Annotated in this window: 21 protein-coding genes and 2 pseudogenes; 13 read left to right on the top strand and 10 right to left on the bottom strand. The window is 65.4% G+C overall.

From position 1 onward, the window contains the following. Positions 1 to 25 precede the first annotated feature (25 nt). Entirely contained in the window at positions 26 to 1,237 is a 1,212-nt protein-coding gene (locus BBK82_RS08080) for a hypothetical protein (RefSeq protein ID WP_154697167.1), read from the top strand. A gap of 965 nt (positions 1,238 to 2,202) precedes the next feature. Here the strand turns inward: BBK82_RS08080 and BBK82_RS08085 are convergent. From BBK82_RS08085 to BBK82_RS08100, 3 genes are all read right to left on the bottom strand, one after another. Further along, entirely contained in the window at positions 2,203 to 2,841 is a 639-nt protein-coding gene (locus tag BBK82_RS08085; RefSeq protein WP_335618114.1) for a GAF and ANTAR domain-containing protein, read from the bottom strand. A 1,025-nt stretch (positions 2,842 to 3,866) separates the two neighbouring features. Beyond that, on the bottom strand, positions 3,867 to 4,250 hold the full coding sequence (locus BBK82_RS08095) for an STAS domain-containing protein (protein ID WP_170067883.1): 384 nt from the start codon (positions 4,248 to 4,250) through the stop codon (positions 3,867 to 3,869). Positions 4,251 to 4,458: 208 nt separating this feature from the next. After that, entirely contained in the window at positions 4,459 to 6,114 is a 1,656-nt protein-coding gene (locus BBK82_RS08100) for a sensor histidine kinase (RefSeq protein ID WP_237048089.1), read from the bottom strand. A gap of 102 nt (positions 6,115 to 6,216) precedes the next feature. Between BBK82_RS08100 and BBK82_RS08105 the strand changes: the two genes are divergently transcribed. Together BBK82_RS08105 and BBK82_RS08110 are read left to right on the top strand one after the other, a co-directional pair. After that, positions 6,217 to 6,543 (top strand): ANTAR domain-containing protein, encoded by a 327-nt coding sequence (locus BBK82_RS08105; RefSeq protein WP_065914444.1) that lies wholly within the window; start codon positions 6,217 to 6,219, stop codon positions 6,541 to 6,543. A 218-nt stretch (positions 6,544 to 6,761) separates the two neighbouring features. Further along, positions 6,762 to 7,496: a hypothetical protein gene (locus BBK82_RS08110; RefSeq protein WP_065914445.1), complete on the top strand. Its 735-nt coding sequence runs from the start codon at positions 6,762 to 6,764 to the stop codon at positions 7,494 to 7,496. On the opposite strand, the gene BBK82_RS49950 is transcribed toward BBK82_RS08110, so the two are convergent. Further along, the gene (locus BBK82_RS49950; protein WP_154697169.1) at positions 7,410 to 7,955 is read right to left on the bottom strand and encodes an ATP-binding protein; all 546 of its coding nucleotides are present in this window, start codon (positions 7,953 to 7,955) and stop codon (positions 7,410 to 7,412) included. The two genes, BBK82_RS08110 and BBK82_RS49950, sit on opposite strands and share 87 nt — an antisense overlap. 210 nt (positions 7,956 to 8,165) lie before the next feature. Between BBK82_RS49950 and BBK82_RS08115 the strand changes: the two genes are divergently transcribed. Together BBK82_RS08115 and BBK82_RS08120 are read left to right on the top strand one after the other, a co-directional pair. Beyond that, a complete protein-coding gene (locus BBK82_RS08115) occupies positions 8,166 to 8,570 on the top strand; it encodes an STAS domain-containing protein (RefSeq protein WP_083267856.1) in 405 nt (134 codons plus the stop codon). 149 nt (positions 8,571 to 8,719) lie between these two features. Further along, entirely contained in the window at positions 8,720 to 9,070 is a 351-nt protein-coding gene (locus BBK82_RS08120) for an STAS domain-containing protein (RefSeq protein ID WP_218920597.1), read from the top strand. A 141-nt stretch (positions 9,071 to 9,211) separates the two neighbouring features. Here BBK82_RS08120 and BBK82_RS08125 read toward each other — a convergent pair whose 3' ends face one another. Beyond that, positions 9,212 to 9,436 carry a hypothetical protein gene (locus BBK82_RS08125; protein WP_065914446.1) on the bottom strand — a complete coding sequence of 75 codons (225 nt, stop codon included), beginning with the start codon at positions 9,434 to 9,436 and terminating at the stop codon, positions 9,212 to 9,214. Between the two features lie 105 nt (positions 9,437 to 9,541). On the opposite strand from BBK82_RS08125, the gene BBK82_RS08130 reads away from it, so the two are divergent. Beyond that, positions 9,542 to 10,318 carry a substrate-binding periplasmic protein gene (locus BBK82_RS08130; protein ID WP_065914447.1) on the top strand — a complete coding sequence of 259 codons (777 nt, stop codon included), beginning with the start codon at positions 9,542 to 9,544 and terminating at the stop codon, positions 10,316 to 10,318. A 1-nt stretch (position 10,319) separates the two neighbouring features. Continuing rightward, complete coding sequence (locus BBK82_RS08135) at positions 10,320 to 11,270, top strand: cation diffusion facilitator family transporter (protein WP_065914448.1); 951 nt, start codon at positions 10,320 to 10,322, stop codon at positions 11,268 to 11,270. Between the two features lie 447 nt (positions 11,271 to 11,717). On the opposite strand, the gene BBK82_RS49955 is transcribed toward BBK82_RS08135, so the two are convergent. Next, a complete protein-coding gene (locus BBK82_RS49955) occupies positions 11,718 to 11,858 on the bottom strand; it encodes a hypothetical protein (RefSeq protein WP_154697171.1) in 141 nt (46 codons plus the stop codon). Between BBK82_RS49955 and BBK82_RS49960 the strand changes: the two genes are divergently transcribed. Then, a complete protein-coding gene (locus BBK82_RS49960; RefSeq protein WP_154697172.1) occupies positions 11,857 to 12,153 on the top strand; it encodes a hypothetical protein in 297 nt (98 codons plus the stop codon). The genes BBK82_RS49955 and BBK82_RS49960 overlap by 2 nt on opposite strands. Before the next feature lie 122 nt (positions 12,154 to 12,275). On the opposite strand, the gene BBK82_RS08140 is transcribed toward BBK82_RS49960, so the two are convergent. The 3 genes and pseudogenes from BBK82_RS08140 to BBK82_RS08145 all read right to left on the bottom strand — a co-directional run bounded on the left by BBK82_RS08140 (position 12,276) and on the right by BBK82_RS08145 (position 16,096). After that, entirely contained in the window at positions 12,276 to 12,485 is a 210-nt protein-coding gene (locus BBK82_RS08140; protein ID WP_065914449.1) for a hypothetical protein, read from the bottom strand. Positions 12,486 to 12,577: 92 nt separating this feature from the next. Then, a pseudogene (locus tag BBK82_RS56660) lies at positions 12,578 to 12,714 on the bottom strand (IS982 family transposase); the annotation flags it as partial. A 247-nt stretch (positions 12,715 to 12,961) separates the two neighbouring features. After that, complete coding sequence (locus tag BBK82_RS08145; RefSeq protein ID WP_083267858.1) at positions 12,962 to 16,096, bottom strand: RHS repeat domain-containing protein; 3,135 nt, start codon at positions 16,094 to 16,096, stop codon at positions 12,962 to 12,964. A gap of 1,556 nt (positions 16,097 to 17,652) precedes the next feature. On the opposite strand from BBK82_RS08145, the gene BBK82_RS51495 reads away from it, so the two are divergent. The 4 genes and pseudogenes from BBK82_RS51495 (at position 17,653) to BBK82_RS55740 (ending at position 19,183) form a co-directional block, all read left to right on the top strand. Beyond that, complete coding sequence (locus BBK82_RS51495) at positions 17,653 to 18,210, top strand: hypothetical protein (RefSeq protein ID WP_170067884.1); 558 nt, start codon at positions 17,653 to 17,655, stop codon at positions 18,208 to 18,210. Positions 18,211 to 18,254: 44 nt separating this feature from the next. Next, complete coding sequence (locus BBK82_RS08155; RefSeq protein ID WP_154697174.1) at positions 18,255 to 18,668, top strand: hypothetical protein; 414 nt, start codon at positions 18,255 to 18,257, stop codon at positions 18,666 to 18,668. A 52-nt stretch (positions 18,669 to 18,720) separates the two neighbouring features. Then, a pseudogene (locus tag BBK82_RS53855) lies at positions 18,721 to 18,942 on the top strand (transposase); the annotation flags it as partial. 112 nt (positions 18,943 to 19,054) lie between these two features. Next, positions 19,055 to 19,183 (top strand): hypothetical protein, encoded by a 129-nt coding sequence (locus tag BBK82_RS55740; protein WP_257785506.1) that lies wholly within the window; start codon positions 19,055 to 19,057, stop codon positions 19,181 to 19,183. A 441-nt stretch (positions 19,184 to 19,624) separates the two neighbouring features. Here BBK82_RS55740 and BBK82_RS49970 read toward each other — a convergent pair whose 3' ends face one another. Next, positions 19,625 to 19,831 carry a hypothetical protein gene (locus BBK82_RS49970; RefSeq protein WP_154697175.1) on the bottom strand — a complete coding sequence of 69 codons (207 nt, stop codon included), beginning with the start codon at positions 19,829 to 19,831 and terminating at the stop codon, positions 19,625 to 19,627. Between the two features lie 1,172 nt (positions 19,832 to 21,003). Here BBK82_RS49970 and BBK82_RS08165 point away from each other — a divergent pair. Continuing rightward, on the top strand, positions 21,004 to 21,591 hold the full coding sequence (locus BBK82_RS08165; RefSeq protein WP_065914453.1) for an RNA polymerase sigma factor: 588 nt from the start codon (positions 21,004 to 21,006) through the stop codon (positions 21,589 to 21,591). Positions 21,592 to 21,725: the final 134 nt, after the last annotated feature.

The raw sequence follows: 21,725 nt of genomic DNA on the forward strand, positions 1-21,725 counted from the left end.
CCCGTCCACCTGCGATTCTCTCTCGGTGAACGACGACGGCCCCAGCTGGGATTCTCTACGGCAGCGACTCACCAAAGCGGTCTTCAGCCCTGCCGGATCTGCCGCGCTGGAACGAGCAATTGATCAAGCGGAACGCTTGCTCGGCCCATCCTGGCCACGCCGCCAGTTCGAGCGCAAGGGTTGGTGGCCAAGCGAGTTCAACCTGCTCGCGTTCCACGCCGCGGTACTGCCGCAGTTCCTGGCGCTGGTCATGCGGTTGGAGGAAGCAGCCGAAGAGCCGACCTTCGCGACGGTGCTGCGGGGCCTCAAACGAGGCGTGACCAGCACCGACTGGCGTCACGCCCTTCTGCAACTCGAAGTCAGTCGGGCCCTCCGGAACTCCGGCACGACCATCATCTTCGAGCCCGAGATCAGCGGCAGTCGAAACAGGGCCGACCTCATGATCACGCCTTCAGAGGGCTCACCGTTCCTCGTCGAAACCACCTCCCTTACTCGTGCCGATGTCGACCAGGCGTGGGAGGAGTACGAACACACAATCTGGCAAGCGGTGACCGCCTTCGAACTCCGCCACAACGTACGCATCGCAGTGGAGTTGATCGACCACCGCAACGAGGCCGAGACCACCACGTGGCTCGCTACCATCGAAACGACGGCGGCCAACAGCGAACACGAAGTTCAGCGTGTCGAGTCAGCGATGGGGCGAGCAGAGGTCCGTCGAGCCGGTTCGCCGATGCCTGAGAGCACGTTCGTCGGTGCTGTAGCGACTCGAGATGGCTGGCGGCGCCTTGGCCGAGCTCTTCAAGCCAAGGCCCGCCAAAGTGAAGGGTCGTTGCCTGTCTGGCTGCGCGTCGATGCACTTGACGGCTTCTTCCAGTTCACGGAGTTCGCCACCCTGGACTGGGCCGAGCGCGTAGAGCGGGTTGCGACGAACCTCCGCGAAGACCTGGCCGGTGCCAGCCACCTGGCCGGAGTCGTCCTCTCGTCCGGCCCGGCCGTAGCAGTCGGCGCGACAGACTCGACAGCCGAGAACCAGACGACGCGCTCGACGAGCGGATGCGGACTACGCCGCCTCATCAGCGCACACACCGTCCGAGAGACGGTCATTGTTGCTCTACGCGACGATTTAACCGACCAACGGGAACGATGGATCGCGGCATACGCCACGGAGCCCGACTGGCTCTCGCAAGACCTCTCCAATCAGGCACGACCGCAACTGGCGACCTTCCTGGCTGACTGACGCAACCCTGCGGTTACCCGGCCTGAGAGGCAACGCCCCGCGATGGGGGGACGGGACGGAGCCCCGCCCCCCACGGGCGCTATTCGGGCGCGGACAACCCGAAACTCGACTCCACCACCAGGCTGCCGGTGTGAAACCGCTGGTCAGCCCTGTTCCCATCCTTTGGTACTCCCGCCCGAGGTCCGGCCCTCCGCACAACCGATCTCGCGCAGGGTGGTGCCCTCCCCGAGGTCCGGCCCTCCGCACAACCGATCTCGCGCAGGGTGGTGCCCTCCCCGAGGTCCGGCCCTCCGCACAACCGATCTCGCGCAGGGTGGTGCCCTCCCCGAGGTCCGGCCCTCCGCACAACCGATCTCGCGCAGGGTGGTGCCCTCCCCGAGGTCCGGCCCTCCGCACAACCGATCTCGCGCAGGGTGGTGCCCTCCCCGAGGTCCGGCCCTCCGCACAACCGATCTCGCGCAGGGTGGTGCCCTCCCCGAGGTCCGGCCCTCCGCACAACCGATCTCGCGCAGGGTGGTGCCCTCCCCGAGGTCCGGCCCTCCGCACAACCGATCTCGCGCAGGGTGGTGCCCTCCCCGAGGTCCGGCCCTCCGCACAACCGATCTCGCGCAGGGTGGTGCCCTCCCCGAGGTCCGGCCAGGGCGGCGGCACGTACCGAGATCACCAACCGACAGGAGTCAATGCCGCCGCCACTGGCCTCCAAACCTCGAACTGCTGCCGGTGAAATGGCGGGTTATCAACAAATCCGGCATCCGCATGAAACACCGTACTCGTGACAACCCTGCCGGATCGTTGCTTCCTGGATGGTGTCCACGACGTGACACCACCAGGGCAACCACACACCATGATCAACTCGCTGATGATCAGCATCATTCCAAGATCATCAGAGTCACTGCGAGGATGCGCTTGTTAGCCATTGAAGGCGTAGCCAGACTAACGAACCGCCCCCGGCGTACAGGGCGTGCTCAGAAGCGGGTCACCGAGTCGAGAAGGTTTTTGGCGACGTCGCGGAGTTTGATGTTTTCGTGCTGTGATCGCTGCACGAGCATCGCGAACGCCTCATCGGCAGTGCAGGAGTGCACGGCCATCAGGACGCCCTTCGCCTGATCGATCACGGCCCGCGACACGAGGGCGTGTTCCAGCCCGCTGATGTGTTCGCTCGCGCGCTGCCATCGGTGGGCGCTGGCGATCGTGGCCGACGCCGCCGTGGTGAACAGCCGCATGAGTCCTTCGTCGAACGGGTCGAATGCTGCCGCGGTGTAGCTGTAGATGTTGAGCGAGCCGAGATGTTCCTCATCGGCGGACGTTGAGGAAGGCAACAGCACCGGCACGGACAGGTAGGCGCGGATGCCGTGCTCCGCAGCGGCCGCTTCGAACTCCGGCCATTGGTCGAGGTGCTCGCCGACCACCGCCCGCACCGCGCGCAGGGTGTGCGCGGACTCGAGGCATGGGCCGCGGTTGGCGCTGTACTGCTTCTCATCGACGTCGATCAGCCGTGGGTCCGTGGTGGCGGCGGTGCGCGGTTGTGCCAGGTCTATCAGCGACACCGTGACCGCGTCGGCATCCGGGATTGCTCTGCTCGCGGTGTCGGCCAGCCTCTGCAGCGCGGTGTCGAGGGCTCTTCGCCGGTGAAGGAGTCGCGCAGCACTGTCAGCGCCTCGGCGGTGTCGTCGAGTCTGGTCAGTGCGTCGGGACGGTCGCCATCGTCGGGAGGCGTCTCGGACTCGTGCGTTTCATCGGCCATGCCGCGGCACCTCGTGGGTCAGAGGAACTGTCCACGGCGCCGCTTTCTTGACGTCGTCAGGGCATGGTACGCAGTGATCAAGACACGGCAGCAGCCGTCCAGCCGCTGACACGAGCCGGCCCCGGCGCGAGGAGCTGCAGAGTTTCAACTTTACCCGCGCCGGGGCCGGCCGGTCCGCTCGAAAGCGGTCCTGCCGTGTGCACGCATGCGTGTACGGCGCCCCTTCGATACCCGCCTGGCGGTGATCCAATCCTGCGTGGACCAGATTGACACGTAACACCTTGTGCGCCCGAGCGTCCTTCGCAGCGCCTCGTCCGTAAGTCAGCGGATCACGAGGGTTGAGCCGGTCGTATTGATCACAAGGTCAAGGGGATGTCGCGGAGCGATCATCGAGCGGAGAGCCGGGCCGGAACCACTCAGTGCGGTGGTTGTGGTTGGCGCCGGCGACATTTCCGGCGGCTGGCCGGTCCCCGTCCGGGTCGAGGACAGTGCCGCTTTCAGCGGCGGGGAGCCGGTACCAACCTGAACAGCCGTTAGTGCACGGGTGGTTCATCTCGGTCAGCACGAGAACACCGTTCTCACCGGGCACCGGTTGCTGCCAGGTGATGGTGCCGGTGTCGGCACACAGGTCACAGACGTGTTCGACCTGTTCGGGCTGCACATCGACGAGCATCCGGCAGCGAAGGCCTTTGTCCGGATTGTGTCACCTGGATGGGCGATCGAGCCCTTCGGCCGGGGCACGGCCAGCGTGTGAAGAGGCCCGGCGCGCCTGGGGGTGCGGGCCGGGCCTGCCCCGAGTATCGCGTGGCCCGCGATGGTGTTACTTCCTGACTCCGCAGACGCAACGGCCACGATCGCGAACGCCGCGCGCTCCAACCATGTGTATCACCGGCTCGGAGGTGTGGCGGAAGCGTGCCCGGTGCTGTCGCTGTGTGGTGATCGTGGCCGCAGCAGGTGCAGGATCGCCGCCGGCCTGCTCGGGTGGATCGAGATCACCTGGTCGACGCCGGTGATCGACAGGGGTCGTGCGGTAGCCCGGCCACCGGCGACGACGGCGACACGGATGGCGTGGTCGGCGGCGGCGTGGTGCACGTCGAGCAGCATCGAGATTCCCGCAGCGGCAAGGAACGTCACCGCGCTGAGGTCGATGAGCAGCGTGCCGGGCTGCGGGTCGAGGTAGCGCAGGAGGTGCGCGCGCACCTCGTGCACGGCGTCGAGGTCGATCTCGCCGGAGATCACCGCGATCGGTGTTCCCTGCTGCCGGGTCACGACCACCTCTGCCGCACCTGGCGCGTGTGCGGGTCGTATGTCGGCGGGGTGGTCGGGTTCGCCGTCCGTGGCCATGGTGGCCTTTCGCCGTGCGCCGCCGGCAGGCTGCTCGACCTCGGACGCTAATGGTGTGCTCCACGCTGCTGCGCGTGTCTGCGATGCTACGCGCCGCTGACGTTCGTGCACGGCGTGATTGTCGATCGACTGCCTATTCGCTGAGCGCCGCCGCGGCGGCGTGGGCCTGCGGCAAGGTGAAGCGGATGCTCGTGCCGCTGGTGGTATTGGTGTCGAGCCAGATGCGGCCACCGTGGTACTCGACGATCTTACGGCACATCGCGAGCCCGATGCCGGTGCCGGTGTACTGGTCTTTGCCGTGCAGGCGTTTGAAGATGATGAAGATCTGCTCGGCGTACTGCGGCTCGATGCCAATACCATTGTCGCGCACCGAGAACACCCACATGTCGTCTTCACCTGCCTCGGCGTCGATGCGCACGTGCGGGGTCTGCTCGGTGCGGAACTTCACCGCGTTGCCGATCAGGTTTTGAAAGACCGCGGTGAGCAGCCGCGCCTCGCCCCGCACCTCAGGCAGCGGGCCAACCTCGACCTGGGCGCCGGTATTCTCCAGTGTTTCGGCGAGGTCGCGTTGTGCTTGGTTGACGAGGTCGTCGGCGGGGATGGTCACTTGTTTGTCGCGGTGGCGGCCGACCCTGCTGAAGGCGAGCAGGTCGTTGATCAGCTGTTGCATGCGTTTCGCGCCGTCTACGGCGAACTCGATGTACTGGTCGGCGCGTTCATCGAGCTGGCCGCCGTAGCGGCGCTGCAGCAGCTGGCAGAAGCTGGCGATCTTGCGCAGGGGTTCCTGCAGGTCGTGGGAGGCGACGTAGGCGAACTGCTCGAGCTCGGAGTTCGAGCGGCGCAGATCCTCCGTAGCGACGGCCATCGCGGCGCTGTGTTCGCGGGCTTGACCGAGCTCGCTGACGATGCGGGTGCGCATGGTGTCGACGTCACGGCCGAGGTCGCGCAGTTCAGCGGGACCGGTGGCGGTGATCGTGTGCGCGAAGTCGCCGCCGGCGACCTGCCCGACGTTGTGCCGCAGCCGGGTCAGCGGGCTCACGACGAACCTGCGCACCGCGGCGACGCAGCCCAGCACGGCGATCATCAGCACCGCCAGAGCGACAATGCAGGTGAGCGCCATCCTGGTCGCCGAGTCGTTGAGCGCGGTACGCCCGGCCGTGCGCTGCAGCGCCAGCTCGTCCTGCAGCGCTGACAACGCCGCGCGGACCGCGTCGAACCGCTGTTTGCCGATCGCGTCGTCCGGGACTGGCGTGCCGGTGCGGACCGCGGCGATCGCGGGGTCGGCGTACTGGCTGCGCCACGCGGACAGCGCCTCGTCGAGCGCGGCCACTCCCTTGGCGATCGTCGGGGTGTCCAGTGCGGCGACACTCGCCCGCGCGGCAGCTTGCCGGTCGCGCCCGTTGTTGTAGGGCTCGAGGAAGTCGGCGCTGCCACTGAGCACGTAACCGCGGACACCGTTTTCCTGGTCGATCAGGGCGGCGCCGAGTTGCTGAGCGCTGACCACCGCTGGACCGACCTCGTCGAGCAGCTGCGAGCGCGCCTGGCTGAGGTCGTCGATTGCGAGCAGTACCGCCGCGGTCGCCGCCAGCAGCACCGCGACCAGGGCAACCGAGATCCACACGGCCCACCGCCTCAACGACGGCATGCCCGCTCCAGTCCCGGTAGTGCGACCTGCCTGCACAGCAACCTCCCCCAGCCAGGCGGAGAATGCCCGGTCTGCACGCCCACGATGCGATGAGCCGCGTAATCGTAGGGTCACCCTTGCGGCAGGCGCGCACTCGACCCGCAACGGCTCTGAACACCCGCCACGCCGCCGTTTCGCGCGATCACGCGTTCACCCCTTCGACGTGGCTGTGGTGCCCGGCTGACGCGACAGGCGAAGATCGACGGTGTGAAGCCGCGTGACAAACTCGACCCGGAGTCCGAGCTGCAGACCCTGCGCGACATCGCCGTGCACCGGCCGGTGATCGAGCAGGCCAAGGGCATGGTGATGCTGAGCAACTCCGTCGACGAACACGCGGCGTTCACCACGCTCCGCGAGATCTCCCAGCGCACCAACACCAAGCTGTACGACGTTGCCGCGATCATCGTGGCCACCGGCAGCGACACCACCATCGACCTCGACGACGAGGCGGTCGCGGCTGTACTGGCCCAGGCGCGAGAGACCGGGCTCGGCGGACCGTTCGACACCGGGAACATCGAGACCGACCAGTCCTAGCCTGCCCGTCGCAACCTGGTCCTGACCGGCTGCCGGATCGTCCAGCGCTCCGGCATACGCGAGGTCGGCGCGGTGCGCGTTGACCTGAACGGGGTCAGGCGCCGTCGTCGCGCTCGGCACACCACCGCGGCCTGGAATCGCACGGACTAGCGAACTTGCGTGACCGGGTGGGTGTCTTTCATACACGGTGACGGGGACAGGTTCGTAGGGTGCGAGACGTGGGACGCGAACAAGGCGACGGCGAGCCGTCAGAGCTGGGCATCGAGGTATTGCCCGTGGCGATGGCGAGCCTGCGCGCCGAGCTCGCCGAAGCTCGTGACCTGGCCCGTGAGCTGGCCGGGTTGACTTCCGAACAGGCCGACAGCTCGTGGTGTGATCAGCTCGAAGACGAGTATGACGACCTCGGCGCCGGGCACGCGGTGATGGCGCGGCAGCTGGCACGGTGGCGCCTGAGCCATTCGGATGCCGCGGGCCTGGACGAGCTCGTTGCGCTCGTGGCGGAGGTGGAACCCGTCCGCCAGGCGCTGCTGCGGCAGCTCTCACGGTTGCGCTGCGCGCGGGGTTTGAGTGGAACCCGCGTCCTGCCGGGTAGGCAGTCGGCGGCATTGATCCGCGACGAGCCACAGTGGACGTTCTCGGATCGTCCAGGGCACGGTCCGCGGGCTCTGCAGGTGTGGTGTGAGGACGACACCCATCTCGTTGCCGTGGTCGCGGCCGAATCGCCCGAAGGCGGCGTCCACACCACCGACGTGAGCGACGCCGTCGCCGCGCGGCTGCGCGCCGAGTACCTGGGATGCGAGATCGAGCTGTTCGTGTGGACGCCGGGCTCGCAGCTCGACGGCGGGGACTTCTTCGAACGCGAGAAGTCACTCGGAGCCGAGCAGCTGTTCACCCATGACCTGATCGACCGGCTTGGGGCCGCCCGGTACTACCGTTGCCTCTGCCAGATCTGACCAACCGTTGCGTGGCACGGCTCGGCCGGGGTGGGTAGCGGTGTGTTCAGCAGGCTGAGCGAAGCGGAACTCGGCCCATACCGTCTTGAACCCGTCACCGGGTGCGATGCCCCAGGTTGTGGCCAGCTGGTCGACCAGCAGCATCCCCCGTCCGCGGAACTCTCCTAGGCGGGACTTGCCCAGTACCGGCAGCTCTGGTGCGGTGTCGTCGACCTCGCAGCGCACCACGCACGGCGCCGGCGTGACGAGCAACCGCATCCAGCGAGCACTGCAGCCGTGGTCGAACGCGTTGCTGACCAGCTCGGTGATCACCAGCAGGACGTCGTCGAGGTCGTCATCGGACAGCCCGGCCAGCGCCAGGCGCGTCAGAGCGCGGATTCCGGCAACGTTGTGCTCGTATTCGTCGAGGTCGACGCTGCGCGAGCGCGGTTTGTCACCGACATGGCTGGCAGACGACACAGGCCCCACATCCTCGTTCTCGGCGGCGCGTGTTCGGCGGTGCGACCGCCTCCCCTCGAAGTACCCCCACAGAGTGATCCATTCATCGGCATCTCACCAGAGCGTGGCCGCGACGCTCCCCCCGATGGTGACGTTCAGGTTCGCGGTTGAGAGACCTGCCCGGGGCGTCGTAACGTCGACGTGACGTGATGATCAGTTCGAGGCGTGGCAATGGTCGGCAGTAAGGCCGCGATGTCGACGCGAGGAGCACAGGTGACAACCGGCGGCACCGTGGCAGAAGTGCGGACCACCGATCACGACGGGGTGCTGGTCGCGGTCGTCACGGGCGAGCTGGACCCGGTGTTCGTCGACGCGGTGGAAACCAAGCTCTTCGAGCACATCGCCGCCCGCCTGGCGGGGGTCGTGGCCGAGCTGGCCGTGAGATTCCTGGGATCGGCCGGGCTGTCGATGCTGCTGGAGGTATATGGCAAAGCCCAGCACGATGGCGTCGGATTCGCCATCGTCGCGACCGGAGCCGCCTCGCTGCGGCCCCTGCAGGCCACCGGGTTGAACCACGTACTGCCGGTGTCCCCCAACCTCGACAACGCCATCGCGTCGGTTCGCCTCCACCCCTGATTCGCCCGCATCCCCGCGATACGCGACGCTGTCGTCATGATCTCGGCAGCCTGCGCCCAGCAGCACGCACCCCGGCAGGAAGAACGGCGACGATGACCGCGTACAGACGACGCCCGCCCTTCTCGGTCCTGGCCAGCTACGGTGAATCCGTGCCGGTGATCACGGTCGCGGGCGAAGTCGACCTGAGCACCGCCGACCTCGTCTGGAACGAGGTCCACGCCCAACTCGCCGCGAGACCAGGCGTGCTCGTCCTCGACCTGAGCAAGGTCGACTTCATCGGCTCAGCCGGCCTGCACGTGCTCATTCACAGCCACACCGAAGCCACCGGCAACGGCACAAGACTCGCGCTCGTTGCGCCCGAACAGAGCTTCACAGCCTGGGTATTCGCCGCCGCCGGCGTGAATCAGATGTTCGACCTTCACCGGGATCTGTCCAGCGCGCTGCCCGCCCCCGCAGACCCGCCAGCGGGCGCGACACCGATTCCGTCGGCCACCAGTTGAGTTCGTGCTGCGGTCAAGATTCACTACGGCTGTCACCGCAGCCGCGCCGCACACCGGCAACCTCATGAAGATCAAGAGGCCTACCCCGGTGGCGGGCGTGGTCGCGCACCACCACCGGAGCCGCCTCAAGCCACCCATGCGTTACTTGGCGGAGTTCTCCAGGGCGACCAGCGCCGCGGCGAGCGTGAAGTACTTGCTGGAGCCGAGATCGCGGACGGTCTTGATGCCGAAGGCGGCGTTCAGCTTCTCCGCATCGCCTTCGCTGACCCCGGCCAGCGCGGCGACGGGCGCGTCCAAGACCTCGGACACGGTCAGGCCCTCGTAGGCCTTGTCGAGCTGCTTGTCCAAGTTCGCCGAAATAGCCACCAGTGGTGTCCCTTCAAGGATTAGTCGATCATGAACGCTGCCACTCTATCGAGAGTTTCGTCCGATTGTTCCGTCAGAGGACTTTGATCGCCCGATCGCCGATGGTTGGACGAAACCGCGCCGGGCAACATCACCGGCATGGCATCGGCTGTGCTGGCTAGGTGCGTGTGGACACAGATCGTGGTGACGGCGCTGGTCGTGGTGTCCGTCGGCGGCTGCCAATGGCCACGCGACGCCGACGGGACCCTGGACCGGGTACGCGACGGCACGATCCGCGTCGGGGTTGCCCACCATCCGCCGTGGACGATCGCGCACGACAGCCGGAATCCGGATCAGGCACCAGGCGGTGCCGAGACGGCCCTGGTGCAACGCCTGGCCGACAGGCTCGGCGCGCGCGTGCAGTGGGTGCCCGGCGGCGAGGCCGAACTCATGGTCGCGCTGTCCGAACGCAGCCTCGACCTCGTCATCGCAGGACTGGACACCGAATCACCCTGGGAACAGGAAGTCGCCCTGACCACCGACTACCTCACCACCGACATGGTCATCGCCGTACCCGCAGGAGCACCGGCCGACATCGCCGGGCAACGGGTGCTGGTGCGAGACGGCAGCGCCGAAGCCGCGCTGCTGTCCGACCACGACGCAACCGCCGTCCCCATCGCCGAAGTCCCCGAACGTCCCGACAGTGCCGCGGTCCTCCCCGACTGGCTGGTCGATGCCGCCGGACTGGCCGACTCCGGCACCCACCTCTCCAGCACCGACCACGTCATGGCCGTGCCGACAGGCGAGAACGCCTGGCAAAGCACAGTCGAGCGGTTCCTGCTGGAGCTGGACCCCGACGAGGTGCACCGCTTGCTGCTCGACACCCACCGCGCGGGGGCATGACATGGCCGCGATCCACGACACCTTCGAGTTGCCGCCCGACAAAGCGGCATTGCACCGCCGCGCCGTGCACCTGGAATGGTGGACGGTCGCGTTCTTCGTCGTGGCCATCACCGCGCTGGCCGTCGTCCTCGGCCAGTCCCAGGCCATGAAGGCGGCCTGGGTGGAGGACATCCTCGCCCTCGCACCGCCCATCGCGTTCCTCATCGCTGATCGCTTCCGCAACCGGCCTGTCGACGACGAACACCCCTACGGGCATCACCGCTCGGTAGCCATCGCCTTCCTGGCCTCCGCCCTGGCACTGCTGGTACTCGGCGGCTACATCCTCATCGAGTCCGTGCTGCGACTCGTGCAGGGCGAACGCCCGCCGATCGGGTTGATCGAGGTCTTCGGCCACACCCTGTGGCTGGGCTGGCCGATGATCGCCGTCCTGCTGGCCACCATGGTCCCCGCGATCCTGCTCGGCCGCGCCAAAACGAAACTGGCCGCACAACTGCACGACAAAGTCCTCTACGCCGACGCGGAGATGAACCGCGCGGACTGGCTCACCGCCGGCGCCGCCGTCCTCGGAATCCTCGGCATCGGCGCCGGACTGTGGTGGGCCGACGCCGTCGCCGCGATCATCATCTCCGCCGACATCGTCCGCGACGGCCTGCGCACCACCCGCACCGCCGTCGCCGACCTCATGGACCGCCAGCCCCGCACCGTCACCGACAACCAACCGCACCCCCTGCCCGCCCAGCTCACCGAACTCGCCCTCAGCCAACCCTGGGTCACCGACGCCTGGATCCGGCTACGCGAGGAAGGGCACGTCTTCGTCGGCGAGGTGCTCATCGTGCCCAAGTCCGGCACCGACGACCTCGTCGAAAAACTCGACCGGCTCAGCCACCTGCTGCGCGACGCAGACTGGCGCATGCACGACATCGCCGTGATGCCCGTACTCGAGATCCACTGATGACCGCCATGGAACCAGCATTCCCACCGGCTGCAGTCGTAGGCACAGCAGAGGAATCGGGACCAGTACCAAGCTGATGTGGACCGTCGCCGACGTTCACGACCGTGCGGTCTTGCTGCTCGGCTTGGTCTGGGGACGGGCCAGGCAACCCATCCCCAGACCGCTACTCGGGCATAGATAGGCCGAACGATGACTCCACCACCAGGCTGCCAGAACAAAAACGCTGGTCAGCCTCGTTCCCATCCTTTGGTACTCCCGCCCGAGGTCCGGGCCAGGGCGGCGGCGCATATCGAGATCACCAACCGCCAGCGAAAATGCCGCCGCCATTGGCCTCAACAAGGACCTGCTTGCGGGAGCTTTAGCTCCATCGAGTCGGTTTCTTCTGGTTGAGACCACCGGAAGGGGTATCGACCGGCCACGCCGATCGATACCCCTTCCGGTCTTGCATCAGCGGTGGCGCAGCGACTGCTTCAGCACGTACACGCCCGCCAGACATGCGCCGAGGAACAACACGATCGGCACGACCAGCGGCCATTCGAGCAACAGGGCGACCACTCCAGCGGCGCTCGTCAGGAACATGGCCACCATGCCGTTACGAATCCTCGGATCCATCTCACTCCTCGAGGTCGGATCAGATGAGCGTGCTTGTCCCCTTATCAACAACGCCTCTGCTGGCACCGCCGACCGTGCCGCGGATCATGACTTGACGGATCTTGTCCTGGTCGCCCTTGCGGATCGCGGCGCCCGCTCCTCCACTTGGAGCGCCGAACGCCGCTCCAACGATGGCAGAGCCGATCCCTGCCAGGCCCCGGCCGACGTGGAGAAGAAGGTCGACGCGCAGCTCGACGCGATCGAGGCTGCACGCCGAGCCTGGCCAGTGTGATCTGGTCCAAGCCCAAACAGGTCTGGACCCGATCAGTCCAGACCTGTTCACGGCATTCAAGGCTATATGTGTTGTCCGACCTCACCGCACCAGTCGTCGGCTCGCACCACAGTGTTCGAGAGTTACTCGACTCGGTCGGGATTGGATGGGTGGCGGCGCCACCAACCCAGCAGCGCCGCCAGGATCAGCGAGCCGCCCAGTGCTCCTACGGCCGCACCCATCCACGGAACCTCGTCGTGCAGCAGGACGGTGGCCACAGCGAGCGCGATATAGATCGCACAGGTGATAATCCAGAAGCGCACCTGCGGGGACTTGGTCGTGCGGTTGAGCATCAGAAGGGTCCCTTCAGCCCTGAGACGAACTTCGGGTCACCGGTGAAGGACCTCAGCCATCGGGCCTCGAAGGTGAATCCGGGCCGACCTTAGGCCGCGGCGCGGGTGACCAGCTCGGCATCGCTAAGTTCGGCGGTTTTGCAACGCGTGTCCTGCCCGCGAGACAGTGGTCGATCTTGACGTACGGTGCGGTGCGAAGGGTGTTCAGATCGGTTGTTACATAATTGATCTGAACACCCTTCGTCTGTCTCCGGCTACTGCCTCGACTCACGTGGTATTCGTCTAGGCGCGTCGGTGCCTGTGCCAATCCACAGCGGCATCCACTAGAAACCCTCCGAGCAACGTGCCGGCTAGGACCATCGGCCACAGGGCTTCATCGCTGTAGAGGAACGCGGCTACGTTAATCAGCACGACGAGTGCTCCGGTGATGAGGTAATACCGCTTGCTCCGACGTGGTGCTTCGTTTTCGGTCGGCATCAGAAGAGCTTCCCCGCAACTCCGGACAGCTTGCCCAGTCCCTTAACCACACCGCCTCCAATTCCTGTGATTCCTGCTTCGCTTACCTGCTCAGAATTGCCCCCCGCCAGCGAAGCACCTAGTGCACTGCCGGCTCCCGCGGTCAAGCCGGTCACCACTGCCGTCGCACCGACACAGCCCAGGCCCGCGGTCGCCGGGCACGCAAGCGTGAGCGCTGCCCCTACCGCCACACCAGCCACTCCACCAACCCAGGCCGCAGCACCAGGACCTGAGAGCGCTCCGGTGGGGTCGCTGTTGTTGATCGGGTCGCCCTTCGCGTAGTTGTACGGGTTGCTCTCCTGGCCGGTCGGATCCGGTGAGCGGAAGCGAGCCATCGCGCTGTCGTACACGCGGTACCCCATCATGTACTGGCCTTGCTGGAGCTGGTAGGCGCCGATATAGCGGAACGGGTTCGCGCTCGCCGCTGCTCCGGTCGCCCTGACCGTCCCGTAGGGCGAGTAGTCGTATTCGGCGACCAGGTTGCCGGAGGCGTCGATCAAGCCGATCACGCTGCCCTGGTGGTCGGTGACCGCCCCGTACCGGGCACCGGCGCCGTCCTTCAGCCCGATGAGCAGTCCCTGCGTGTCGCGGGTGTAGCTGGAGCGCTTGCCGTTGTCGACGGTCTCCGTAACGCCCAGCGCGGTGTGCGTCAGGACGTGCGTGACCTGGTTACCGCCGACGGTCTCGGTGATCGTCCTGGGCTGAGTCTGGTCACTGGTGTCGTAGCGCACGTCCAGCACCTGGGCCGTGCCGGCGTGGCCGGTGAGCACCTGGTTGGTGGGGCTGAACGTGAACCGCGACTCCGGGTTGGTCGTCGACGCGTGGTTGCCCGCACCGTCGAACGCCACGGTCGTGTCGCCTGCCTTGGTGGCCTGGTCGGCGGCGTTGACGGTGAAGGTGCGGCCTTCGCCGGCGAGCAGGTTCGTGGCGTTGTCGTAGTTGTAGGTCGTGCCCGGCGCGGTCTTGAGCCTGCCTGCGCCGTCATAGGTGAACGACCGGCTGCTGCTACCCCTGGTCTTGACCTGGATCTTGTCGGTGTCGGTGCCGTCCGGCTTCGTGTAGCGGTTGGTGGTCTTCAGCAGTTCACCGCCGCCGGGCCGGGTCACGGTCACCGAGGTCTGGCGTCCGGCGTTGTCGTAGCCCGCGGTCTGCACGGCGCCACCGGGGAACGTCGTCGTAGTGCGCCGATCGGCGTCGTCGTAACCGAAAGTCGTTGTGCCGCTGTAAGAGTCCTGCAATGTTTTGAGGCGGTCCGCCTCGTCGTAGTCGTACTTCGCCACACCTGTCGGCGTGGTCAGCGTCTTGACGTTGCCCGCCTTGTCGTAGGTGTAGGACACGACCTCGCTGCCACGCGTGACCTTCTCGAGAAGGTTGCGCGGGTCGTAGTCGAAGACCCTCGTCGCGTCGGGAGTCTGCGTCCTGGTGAGGTTGCCGTTGGCGTCGAAGGCATTGGACTGCAGCACCGTGCCGTTGTGCGTGATGGTCGTGACGCGGTCGAGCTTGTCGTAGCCGTAGACGATCTTCTTGCCGTTGCCGTCGGTCACGCTGTCAACGCGCGAGAGGGCGTCGTAGGTGAAAGTCGTCGGCTTGGCCGGCGTCGGCGGGATGACCTTGGTGAGGTTGCCGTAGTCGTCGTACTCGTAGGTGGTCTTGGCCTGCTTTCCGTCCGTTTTGGACTCGACCAGACCCATGCGTTCGGTGTAGCGCAGCACTTCGAGGTCCGCGTTCAACCCCGTCGAGCGGATGCTGGTCAGGTTACCGTTGCCGTTGTAGGTCCGGGTCACCTCGTTGCCCGAGGCGTCGGTGATCTGCGTCGGGAGGTGGGGAAATGCTGAGTCGGTGTAGCCGACAACGTTCTTCGCGCCGGTCGCCAGCTTCGTCCCGATCAGATTGTTCTGCGGGTCGTAGTCGTAGGTCGTCGAGTGCTGCAACCCGTTGGTCGTGACGTTGACGTCACTGTTGGCCGTCCAGGTACGCGACTGCGCGTGACCGAGGGCATCGGTGGCCTTCGTCTGCCGCCCCGGCGACTCGAACTCGTGCACAGAGCTGTGCAGGTTCGGGTCGGTGACCTTCGTATTGTTGACGCCGTCGTCGGCGTAGGTCGTAGACGCACCGGTACCGTCGCGGGTCGGTTTGGTGAGCTTGCTGAGCAGCGAGTAATCCGGGTCGTACTCGAGCTTCCACGTGTTCCCGCGGCCGTCGGTGACGGAGGTCAGCAGATTCCGTTCAGTGTCGTAGCCGAACTTGACCTTGTTCCCAGCCCTGTCAGTGAGTTCGCTGATCAGATCGTCGTCGTAGACGTAGTCGCCGAACGTCTGCCCGGTCGGGTCGGTCAACGAGGAGTCCCTGCCTTCGGCATCCCGGTTGAACGTGGTGACGCGCCCCTGCGAGTCGGTGATCGACGCCAATGACCCGTCCGGCCGGTAACGGTTGGTGTTGGCATTGCCGTTGCGGTCAGTCTGCGACACGAACCAGCCATAGCCGGTGAACAGCCACCGCTCACCGGAATCGTTGAACGTGACGACGTAGCCACCCTCCGGCGTCTTCGTCAGCGACGCGCGGAAGTGCTCGGCAGGAGCGAAGGTGCCGTCCGCGTTCTCCGGGAACTCCACGCAGTACCCGTTGGGGCCGTGCAGGATCCGCGAGTTCCCGACCGTGAAGCGCGGGTCTTCCAGCCCGATCTCGGTACCACTGTGGACCCAGTTGTACGCGGCCTTCGCGTTGTAGAACCGATCGGCCGACATGTTGAGGCCGGTGCCCTTGACGGTCAGTTCCCGATAGGACAACACGACGTTCCGCGTGTCCAAGTTGACCAACAGTTCCAGCCGGTCACTGATCTGGTGCCGCTCCATCGGGTACCACGGCAACACACCGAGATTGGAGCTCACACAGGTCGACCGCAGCGCCGAAACCTCACCCGCACCCCGCCACGCCCGATCCGGCGGCGCGCCACCCACGGGCGTGCGGTTCACCTCAATCGTCGCCTTCGCCGGGTCCGCGACGGCAGGAGCAGACGCCCCACTCGCCACCAGACTCGTGATCACGGCACAGCTGAACGCGCGCAGCACGAGGCCGCGCAGCAATCTGCGCTTCATCTTGATCTCATCCCCCAATCGAAACGTGCCAGCCCCCAGCCAGCACGAATCTTCAAGCTAGCGGCAGATCAACACTGTCCATACCGCCAGGAGCAGTGATCGATTCCACCAAGTGGATCACTTACCCAATTTTCCTAGGTTCAAACATCGAATTCGGCCTCGAATAGGCATTCCTCGTCCACCCTTCAACGACCGCGCGAAATTTGGCGACCAAAATCGACCGTCTTGCAGACTGAAATATTACTGAAGACCACAAAAGAAAAGGATTCTGGTTCGCACTGGCGCCACGATTGTCGGCTTGGCCATCCTGTTAGAGAAAAAGCGGTTGGAGACACCGAGCACGTGGAGTGGTCGTGGCGCAAGCTGCGCGAGATCTCAGTTCACCGAGCGTCGCTCGAACCGGAGCTGGCCGGCCGCGGGGACGGGTCCGACGACCCGTCCCCAGGTACTACTACTCGGGCGCGGATAGGCCGAACGATGACTCCACCACCAGACTGCCGACACAAAACCGCTGGTCAGACCCGCTCCCATCCTTTGGTACTCCCGCCCGACGTCCGGGCCCGCGCAGAACGATCTCGCGCAGGGTGGTGTCCTCCCCGACGTCCGGTCAGGGCGGCGGCAGTACCGAGATCACCTACCGCTAGGAGGAAACGCCGCCGCCACTGGCCTCCGACGGTTGGCCCGTACGACGGGCTCCTCAAGGCTAGTGTCCGGTCCACCATCGAACTCGACGAGGCCGCCGGGCTCGACCATGTTGCCGCTTTCGGCGGCAACCAGCCGATGCCAGCCTGAACAGCCTTTCGCGTCAGCCGGCGCCTATGAGCAGCTGCTATGGAATTTTCCGTGCTGGGCTCGTCATGCTGTTCTGCGCGGAGCGCGTCGCCGCGGTGCCGATTTCTGAAGTGGGCTGGCCACCGCGAGCTCCACGGCGGCAGGTAACGCTCTCAAATCCCACACCGAAGCCTGCAGTAGTACTTGTGACATCTGGAGGCGAGAGTTTGCGAAGGCTTGTTGGCAGGCTCAGCTGCTTGTTCCTGGCGGCGCTGGTCACTGCGGGGTGTGCCGGCGCTCCTGCGGACGGACCCGAAGGTGACTCTGTCGACGTGGGGGTGTCCGAGGACGGATGGGGACCGCCGCGCCAGTTGTTCAGTGGAGGGGCCCGTCCGACAGCAGCAGTGTTGAACTCGGTCACCGATGACACGGTCGTGGGCGACGAACGGTTCTTCCTCCGCTTGCGTGATGTTGGCACGGAGGAGTGGGTGTCCGCAGGCTCTTTGCCGGTCAGGGTGGGCAGTCGGTATGAAGGGATAATCCGCTTCCGCAATGACAACGCGGATAGTGCGGCTGGACCGAGCCGACAGACACGAGTGTCGATGATGCTGCCCGCGGTTGTCGACGGACGAGCATATGCTAAGGCCACCGTGAGCTCGGGTTCCGCTGATCCACCTGAGGTGTGGAGGTGGCTGGTACTCGCATCGTCGGGACAACCCGTATTGATACGGGTTGTCCCGAACTCGGTCAGCCTGCACACCAGCCGGATTCCGACAGGGGCGTCGTTGCCCGTCGAGGAGCTGTTCTCCGTGCCTGGCGCACTTGTCGGATGCGACGGCCCAACCGGTGACGTCACCGGCGAGGACGACTGTCGGGGCGAGGTGCGTTTCCAGTTCGCTGTTGACCAACCCGACTTCACAGTTACCCAGCTCGCGGCTAGCCGCGGTACCACTCAATACACCAGCGTGCGTCGCATGAGGACGGACGAGGAGCTCGACATCAAGGTGAAGTACAAGAACACCGGCACAATCCAACAGGATGATGTCGTGATCAAGCACGCCCTCCCAGCCGAGCTGACATACATCCCTGGTACGACGTCGGTGGCGAACTCTTCCACGAGCAACAAGTGGCAGAAGATCGATAGCAACGCAGTGGTGGAACGCGGCATCAACCTCGGCAGCCACGCGCCTGATGGAGCTTCCTACGTGCGACTGTCCGTGCGGGTGAGCGGACATGCACAGCTGCGATGCGGCATCAACCAGACAGTCGGCGTAGCTACAGCCGAGACTCAGAACGGCAGCAAGTCACAGAAGTCGACCATCGAGATCGAGCGGACATGCTGAGGAGTCGCGAGCACTCCCCTTGGTATGACGTCTACGTCGCGACATTGAGCGTCATCGTGGCTCTGATCGCGCTCGCCGCCGGGATCTACGTGCCGCTCAAGATCGACGACGATGCTCAGGACCGTGAGCGGACCCGTTCCTGTCTGGAAGCCGTCGTCGACCTTCGGGGAACGATGGGCAGGCTGGAGACCGGCTACGCAACAGCGCCAGATTCTCGCCAGGATCGATTGGCGGGCTGGGACAGCGCGATCAACGCCTTCGAACGAACACGCGTTACCTGCCGGAACTCACAACTTCCGAAACCCCGCAAGGCACAGTCAGCCGAAGCTCTCAGCGAGCAGGTCCACACAGGACGCGAGCGTGCCCTCGCTGAATCTCGCGACCTCAGTTCGGCGACCGACACTCTGGACTGGACGATTGACTGCATCAAGCATCTCACCGCCTACTCCGCGAACTAAGAGCTCCGGACAGAATGATCTCGGCGTACTGATGATCATCGGCTCGTTGATCATGGCGAGAAAGTGTGAGCAACTTCCCTGGATCGTGTCCGACGAATTGTGGGCGCGGATCGAGCCGCTGCTCCCAGGTTGCGCCGCGGCGCGCGGATTCATCCGGGACGCAAGCGCTAGATGACCGCAAATCTTGTGTGGCATCCTGTTCGTGCTCTACACCGGGATCCTGCAGGGGTTCCTGCCCCGGGAGCTCGGTTTCAGCTCCGGCATGACCGCCTGGTGGCGGCCCGCGACCGCTAGGGGGATCTCAATGATAAGGGGGCTCAGAACTCTGCTCCGGTGTCCCCTCGTCGTTGAACCAACTAGCCCGAGAGGGCCGCACGACGTCGATCATGAACGCACTGGGATTCCCCAAACGTCGCCCAGACAGCATCAAGTCCTCGACCGAGGCCCCCGGCCCGACCGTCGACGAGTGGATCCGGTACGGGGCCGAGCAGGACGAGGCCGCCCAACATGGTTGACGGCTACCGGCATGGAGACCGGTGCAGCGCCGGCTATACGACCTGCTCTCACCGCGGCTGCTCCAAGAAGGCACGACTCAGCACGATCCACACCGATTACGACTGTTGCGGTAGATCGGCGCATCACCGCTAGCAGTCGAAACTGCTGCTGTTGCGATCCAGTTCCGGCAGGGTGCACAGGAGCCGAGCAGCAAATAAGCGGCTAGCTAGCGCGGACACCAGCCGTTCACCGCACGGTCACTTCACGTGGAAACTCCAGCTCGCACCGTCGAGATCGGTCATGTTCGCGCGGAACCTAGGGACATTGCAGTCTCGGTAGCGCAAGTGCGGTCGTCGGATAACCGCGCGCTCGCACTCATGCGGTTCTAGACGCATCGCCAGCGATATGCGCGCTAGTCGTCACCTGATGTTCCTCGGTCGTGTGACGCAACTGCGTCCTGTTCAACGGCCGGTCGGCGCGACGGGGGGCGGATAGCCGGGAACTGCCCCCTTCAGCCAAGTATCCAACTTCTGCGCTGACTCCTTGAGACTGATCTGGTTACTGCCGTTCGTGAGATCTTGCTGTCGCAGCTCTACCACTGCCTTGCCCAGGCTCACACCTTCGGCCGGGTTCGCCAGATCAGACCGCGAGCGCAGCTCCTTCACCACGGCCTCTGCACGAACTGTGAGAACGCGTAGCTGCTCAGCACAAAGGTCCGCTGGCGGGCGATCGCAGTTCGTGATCATGGATTGGCTGAACGATGACAACGCAGTTGAGACAGATGGAGGCAACGACGTCGACAGCGTTGGGGCGCCGCCGCTGTTCTCGTTCAGCGGCTTGCCACAGCTGACTACTCCTAGGCTGAGCAGGAGGACGCTCGTAGCCAGGATCCTGCTGCTCGCTGGCCTCACGGCCTCAAGTACAGCTCTGGCACGGCGGGATCGAAACTCCCTGGTTGCGCCAGATCCTGATGAGCCACTGTTCAACCCCTTCGGCGAATGACGCGACGTCCAACGCTTCCACACGATCGCGGCCTGCGACAGACACGTCGGCCCCAAAACTCCCGCGCTGCCCGAGTACGAGTTCACCGGGGCCGTACTCCGAGGTGGTGGAGGCCAGCCGCAGTCTGGAGCCGTCAGTGAGAAAATCCGCCTTGCCGATGCTCTCCCAGCCCTGAGGCGCGACTGCCTGCGGCACGTCCCACAATTCGAGGACGACTCTTGAGGGTGAGCCAGGAGCACCGTCACCGGGCAAGCCGCCACGACACCGAGCGGCGTGAATGCCACCGTGCGGCGCAACCACCGCGGCGGAGGCGACGATGCACGCCCCATGAGACCTCCCCGGACAAACGTTCTGCCGGGCTGATCAGCCGTTACGTCGCTGACGTTGCGCAACGTGCAGCTGCTGACGACCCGTCTTCTGCGGCGTGCGCCGCGCCGGACGACCTGCGTGAGCTCGCCGCCGAAGTGCCGCCGGATAGCCCTTCGGGGTGTCGAGCTCGGTGTGGCAGCCGCATCACCAGTGTGACGCGGCTGATCGAGCAGGCCCAGAGGGGGCAAGAAGAGGGTTGAGGGCGAGTTCGTAGATGCAGGCGATCCTGTCGGCCTGCGCTTATGTTGAGGCTAGTTGCGGCCCGCTGAACAGGCCTTTTCCGGCCCTGGTGGCGACGAAAGGTGCCGGCGGCAGGTGCCCTGCTGCGTGGTATGCCGTTGCGCCGAACGGGTGATGAAGGTGTTGGTGCTGGACGGGAACCTTCGGCACAACGGCATACCGGGCAGAAGCGCACCAGCGGAGCCCGCACAGCCTGTGCACCGTTGCAGATGAGAGGAGAGTGGCTTGCATGACCGGGACCTTGATCTGTGTGCGCACGGTCTGCCTGTGCGCGCGGCAGGGACTGGACCTGGGAATATGCGTCCAAACGCCGAGCAAACTCGACGCTGACTTCGTAGAGTTTCATGACCGCCACCGAGTCACCTTCCTCAAATACGCCCGACTCCGCGGACTATCCAGTTATGACGCCGAGGATGTGGTGAGCGAGGCGTTCCTGGCGATGTATCGGTCACGGCATGCCTGGCGGGCTAGCACAAGGCCCGAGGCGTTCGCCTTCACCGTGGTTCACGGCAAACTGGTCGACTACTGCCGCAAGCGGGACCGACAGCCACGGGTGGTTAGTGCGACCATGGACGACGAAAGAACCGCGGATGAAGTGGGCGGTCTTATTATCCGGCTCGACCTGGAACGCCTACTCAACCAGTTGCCTCAACAGCAAGCCGCGTGCGTGGCGCTGCGCGCTTTCGCAGGCTGCGACACTGGGGAGATATCTCAATATCTAGGAATTGCAGCGTCAGCGGTCCGTTCGCACCTGCAGGCAGCGCGTCGGCGCCTTCGGACCGAACTCGGTGTGGATCTTGGCGAGGTGACGTCATGAACTTTGAGAGTTTGGCCGCACGTCTTTCGTCCGCTTTGGATGCCGAGTACACCCGATACGATCCCGCTTACGCGCGAGCAGTCCTCGAAGGCAGGATTCTTCACGACGAGACGTCGGTGAGACATTCTTCCTCC

The sequence above is a fragment of the Lentzea guizhouensis genome, from assembly GCF_001701025.1.
Taxonomy (GTDB): domain Bacteria; phylum Actinomycetota; class Actinomycetes; order Mycobacteriales; family Pseudonocardiaceae; genus Lentzea; species Lentzea guizhouensis.

Bases quoted from the DNA above. Each gene is read 5' to 3' on its own strand.
- BBK82_RS08140 (WP_065914449.1), bottom strand. From the start codon at position 12,485: ATGCTCAACCGCACGACCAAGTCCCCGCAGGTGCGCTTCTGGATTATC.
- BBK82_RS08115 (WP_083267856.1), top strand. From the start codon at position 8,166: ATGGTCGGCAGTAAGGCCGCGATGTCGACGCGAGGAGCACAGGTGACA.
- BBK82_RS49955 (WP_154697171.1), bottom strand. From the start codon at position 11,858: ATGGTGGCCATGTTCCTGACGAGCGCCGCTGGAGTGGTCGCCCTGTTG.
- BBK82_RS08135 (WP_065914448.1), top strand. From the start codon at position 10,320: ATGGCCGCGATCCACGACACCTTCGAGTTGCCGCCCGACAAAGCGGCA.
- BBK82_RS08165 (WP_065914453.1), top strand. From the start codon at position 21,004: ATGACCGGGACCTTGATCTGTGTGCGCACGGTCTGCCTGTGCGCGCGG.
- BBK82_RS55740 (WP_257785506.1), top strand. From the start codon at position 19,055: ATGAACGCACTGGGATTCCCCAAACGTCGCCCAGACAGCATCAAGTCC.
- BBK82_RS49960 (WP_154697172.1), top strand. From the start codon at position 11,857: ATGCCGTTACGAATCCTCGGATCCATCTCACTCCTCGAGGTCGGATCA.
- BBK82_RS08145 (WP_083267858.1), bottom strand. From the start codon at position 16,096: ATGAAGCGCAGATTGCTGCGCGGCCTCGTGCTGCGCGCGTTCAGCTGT.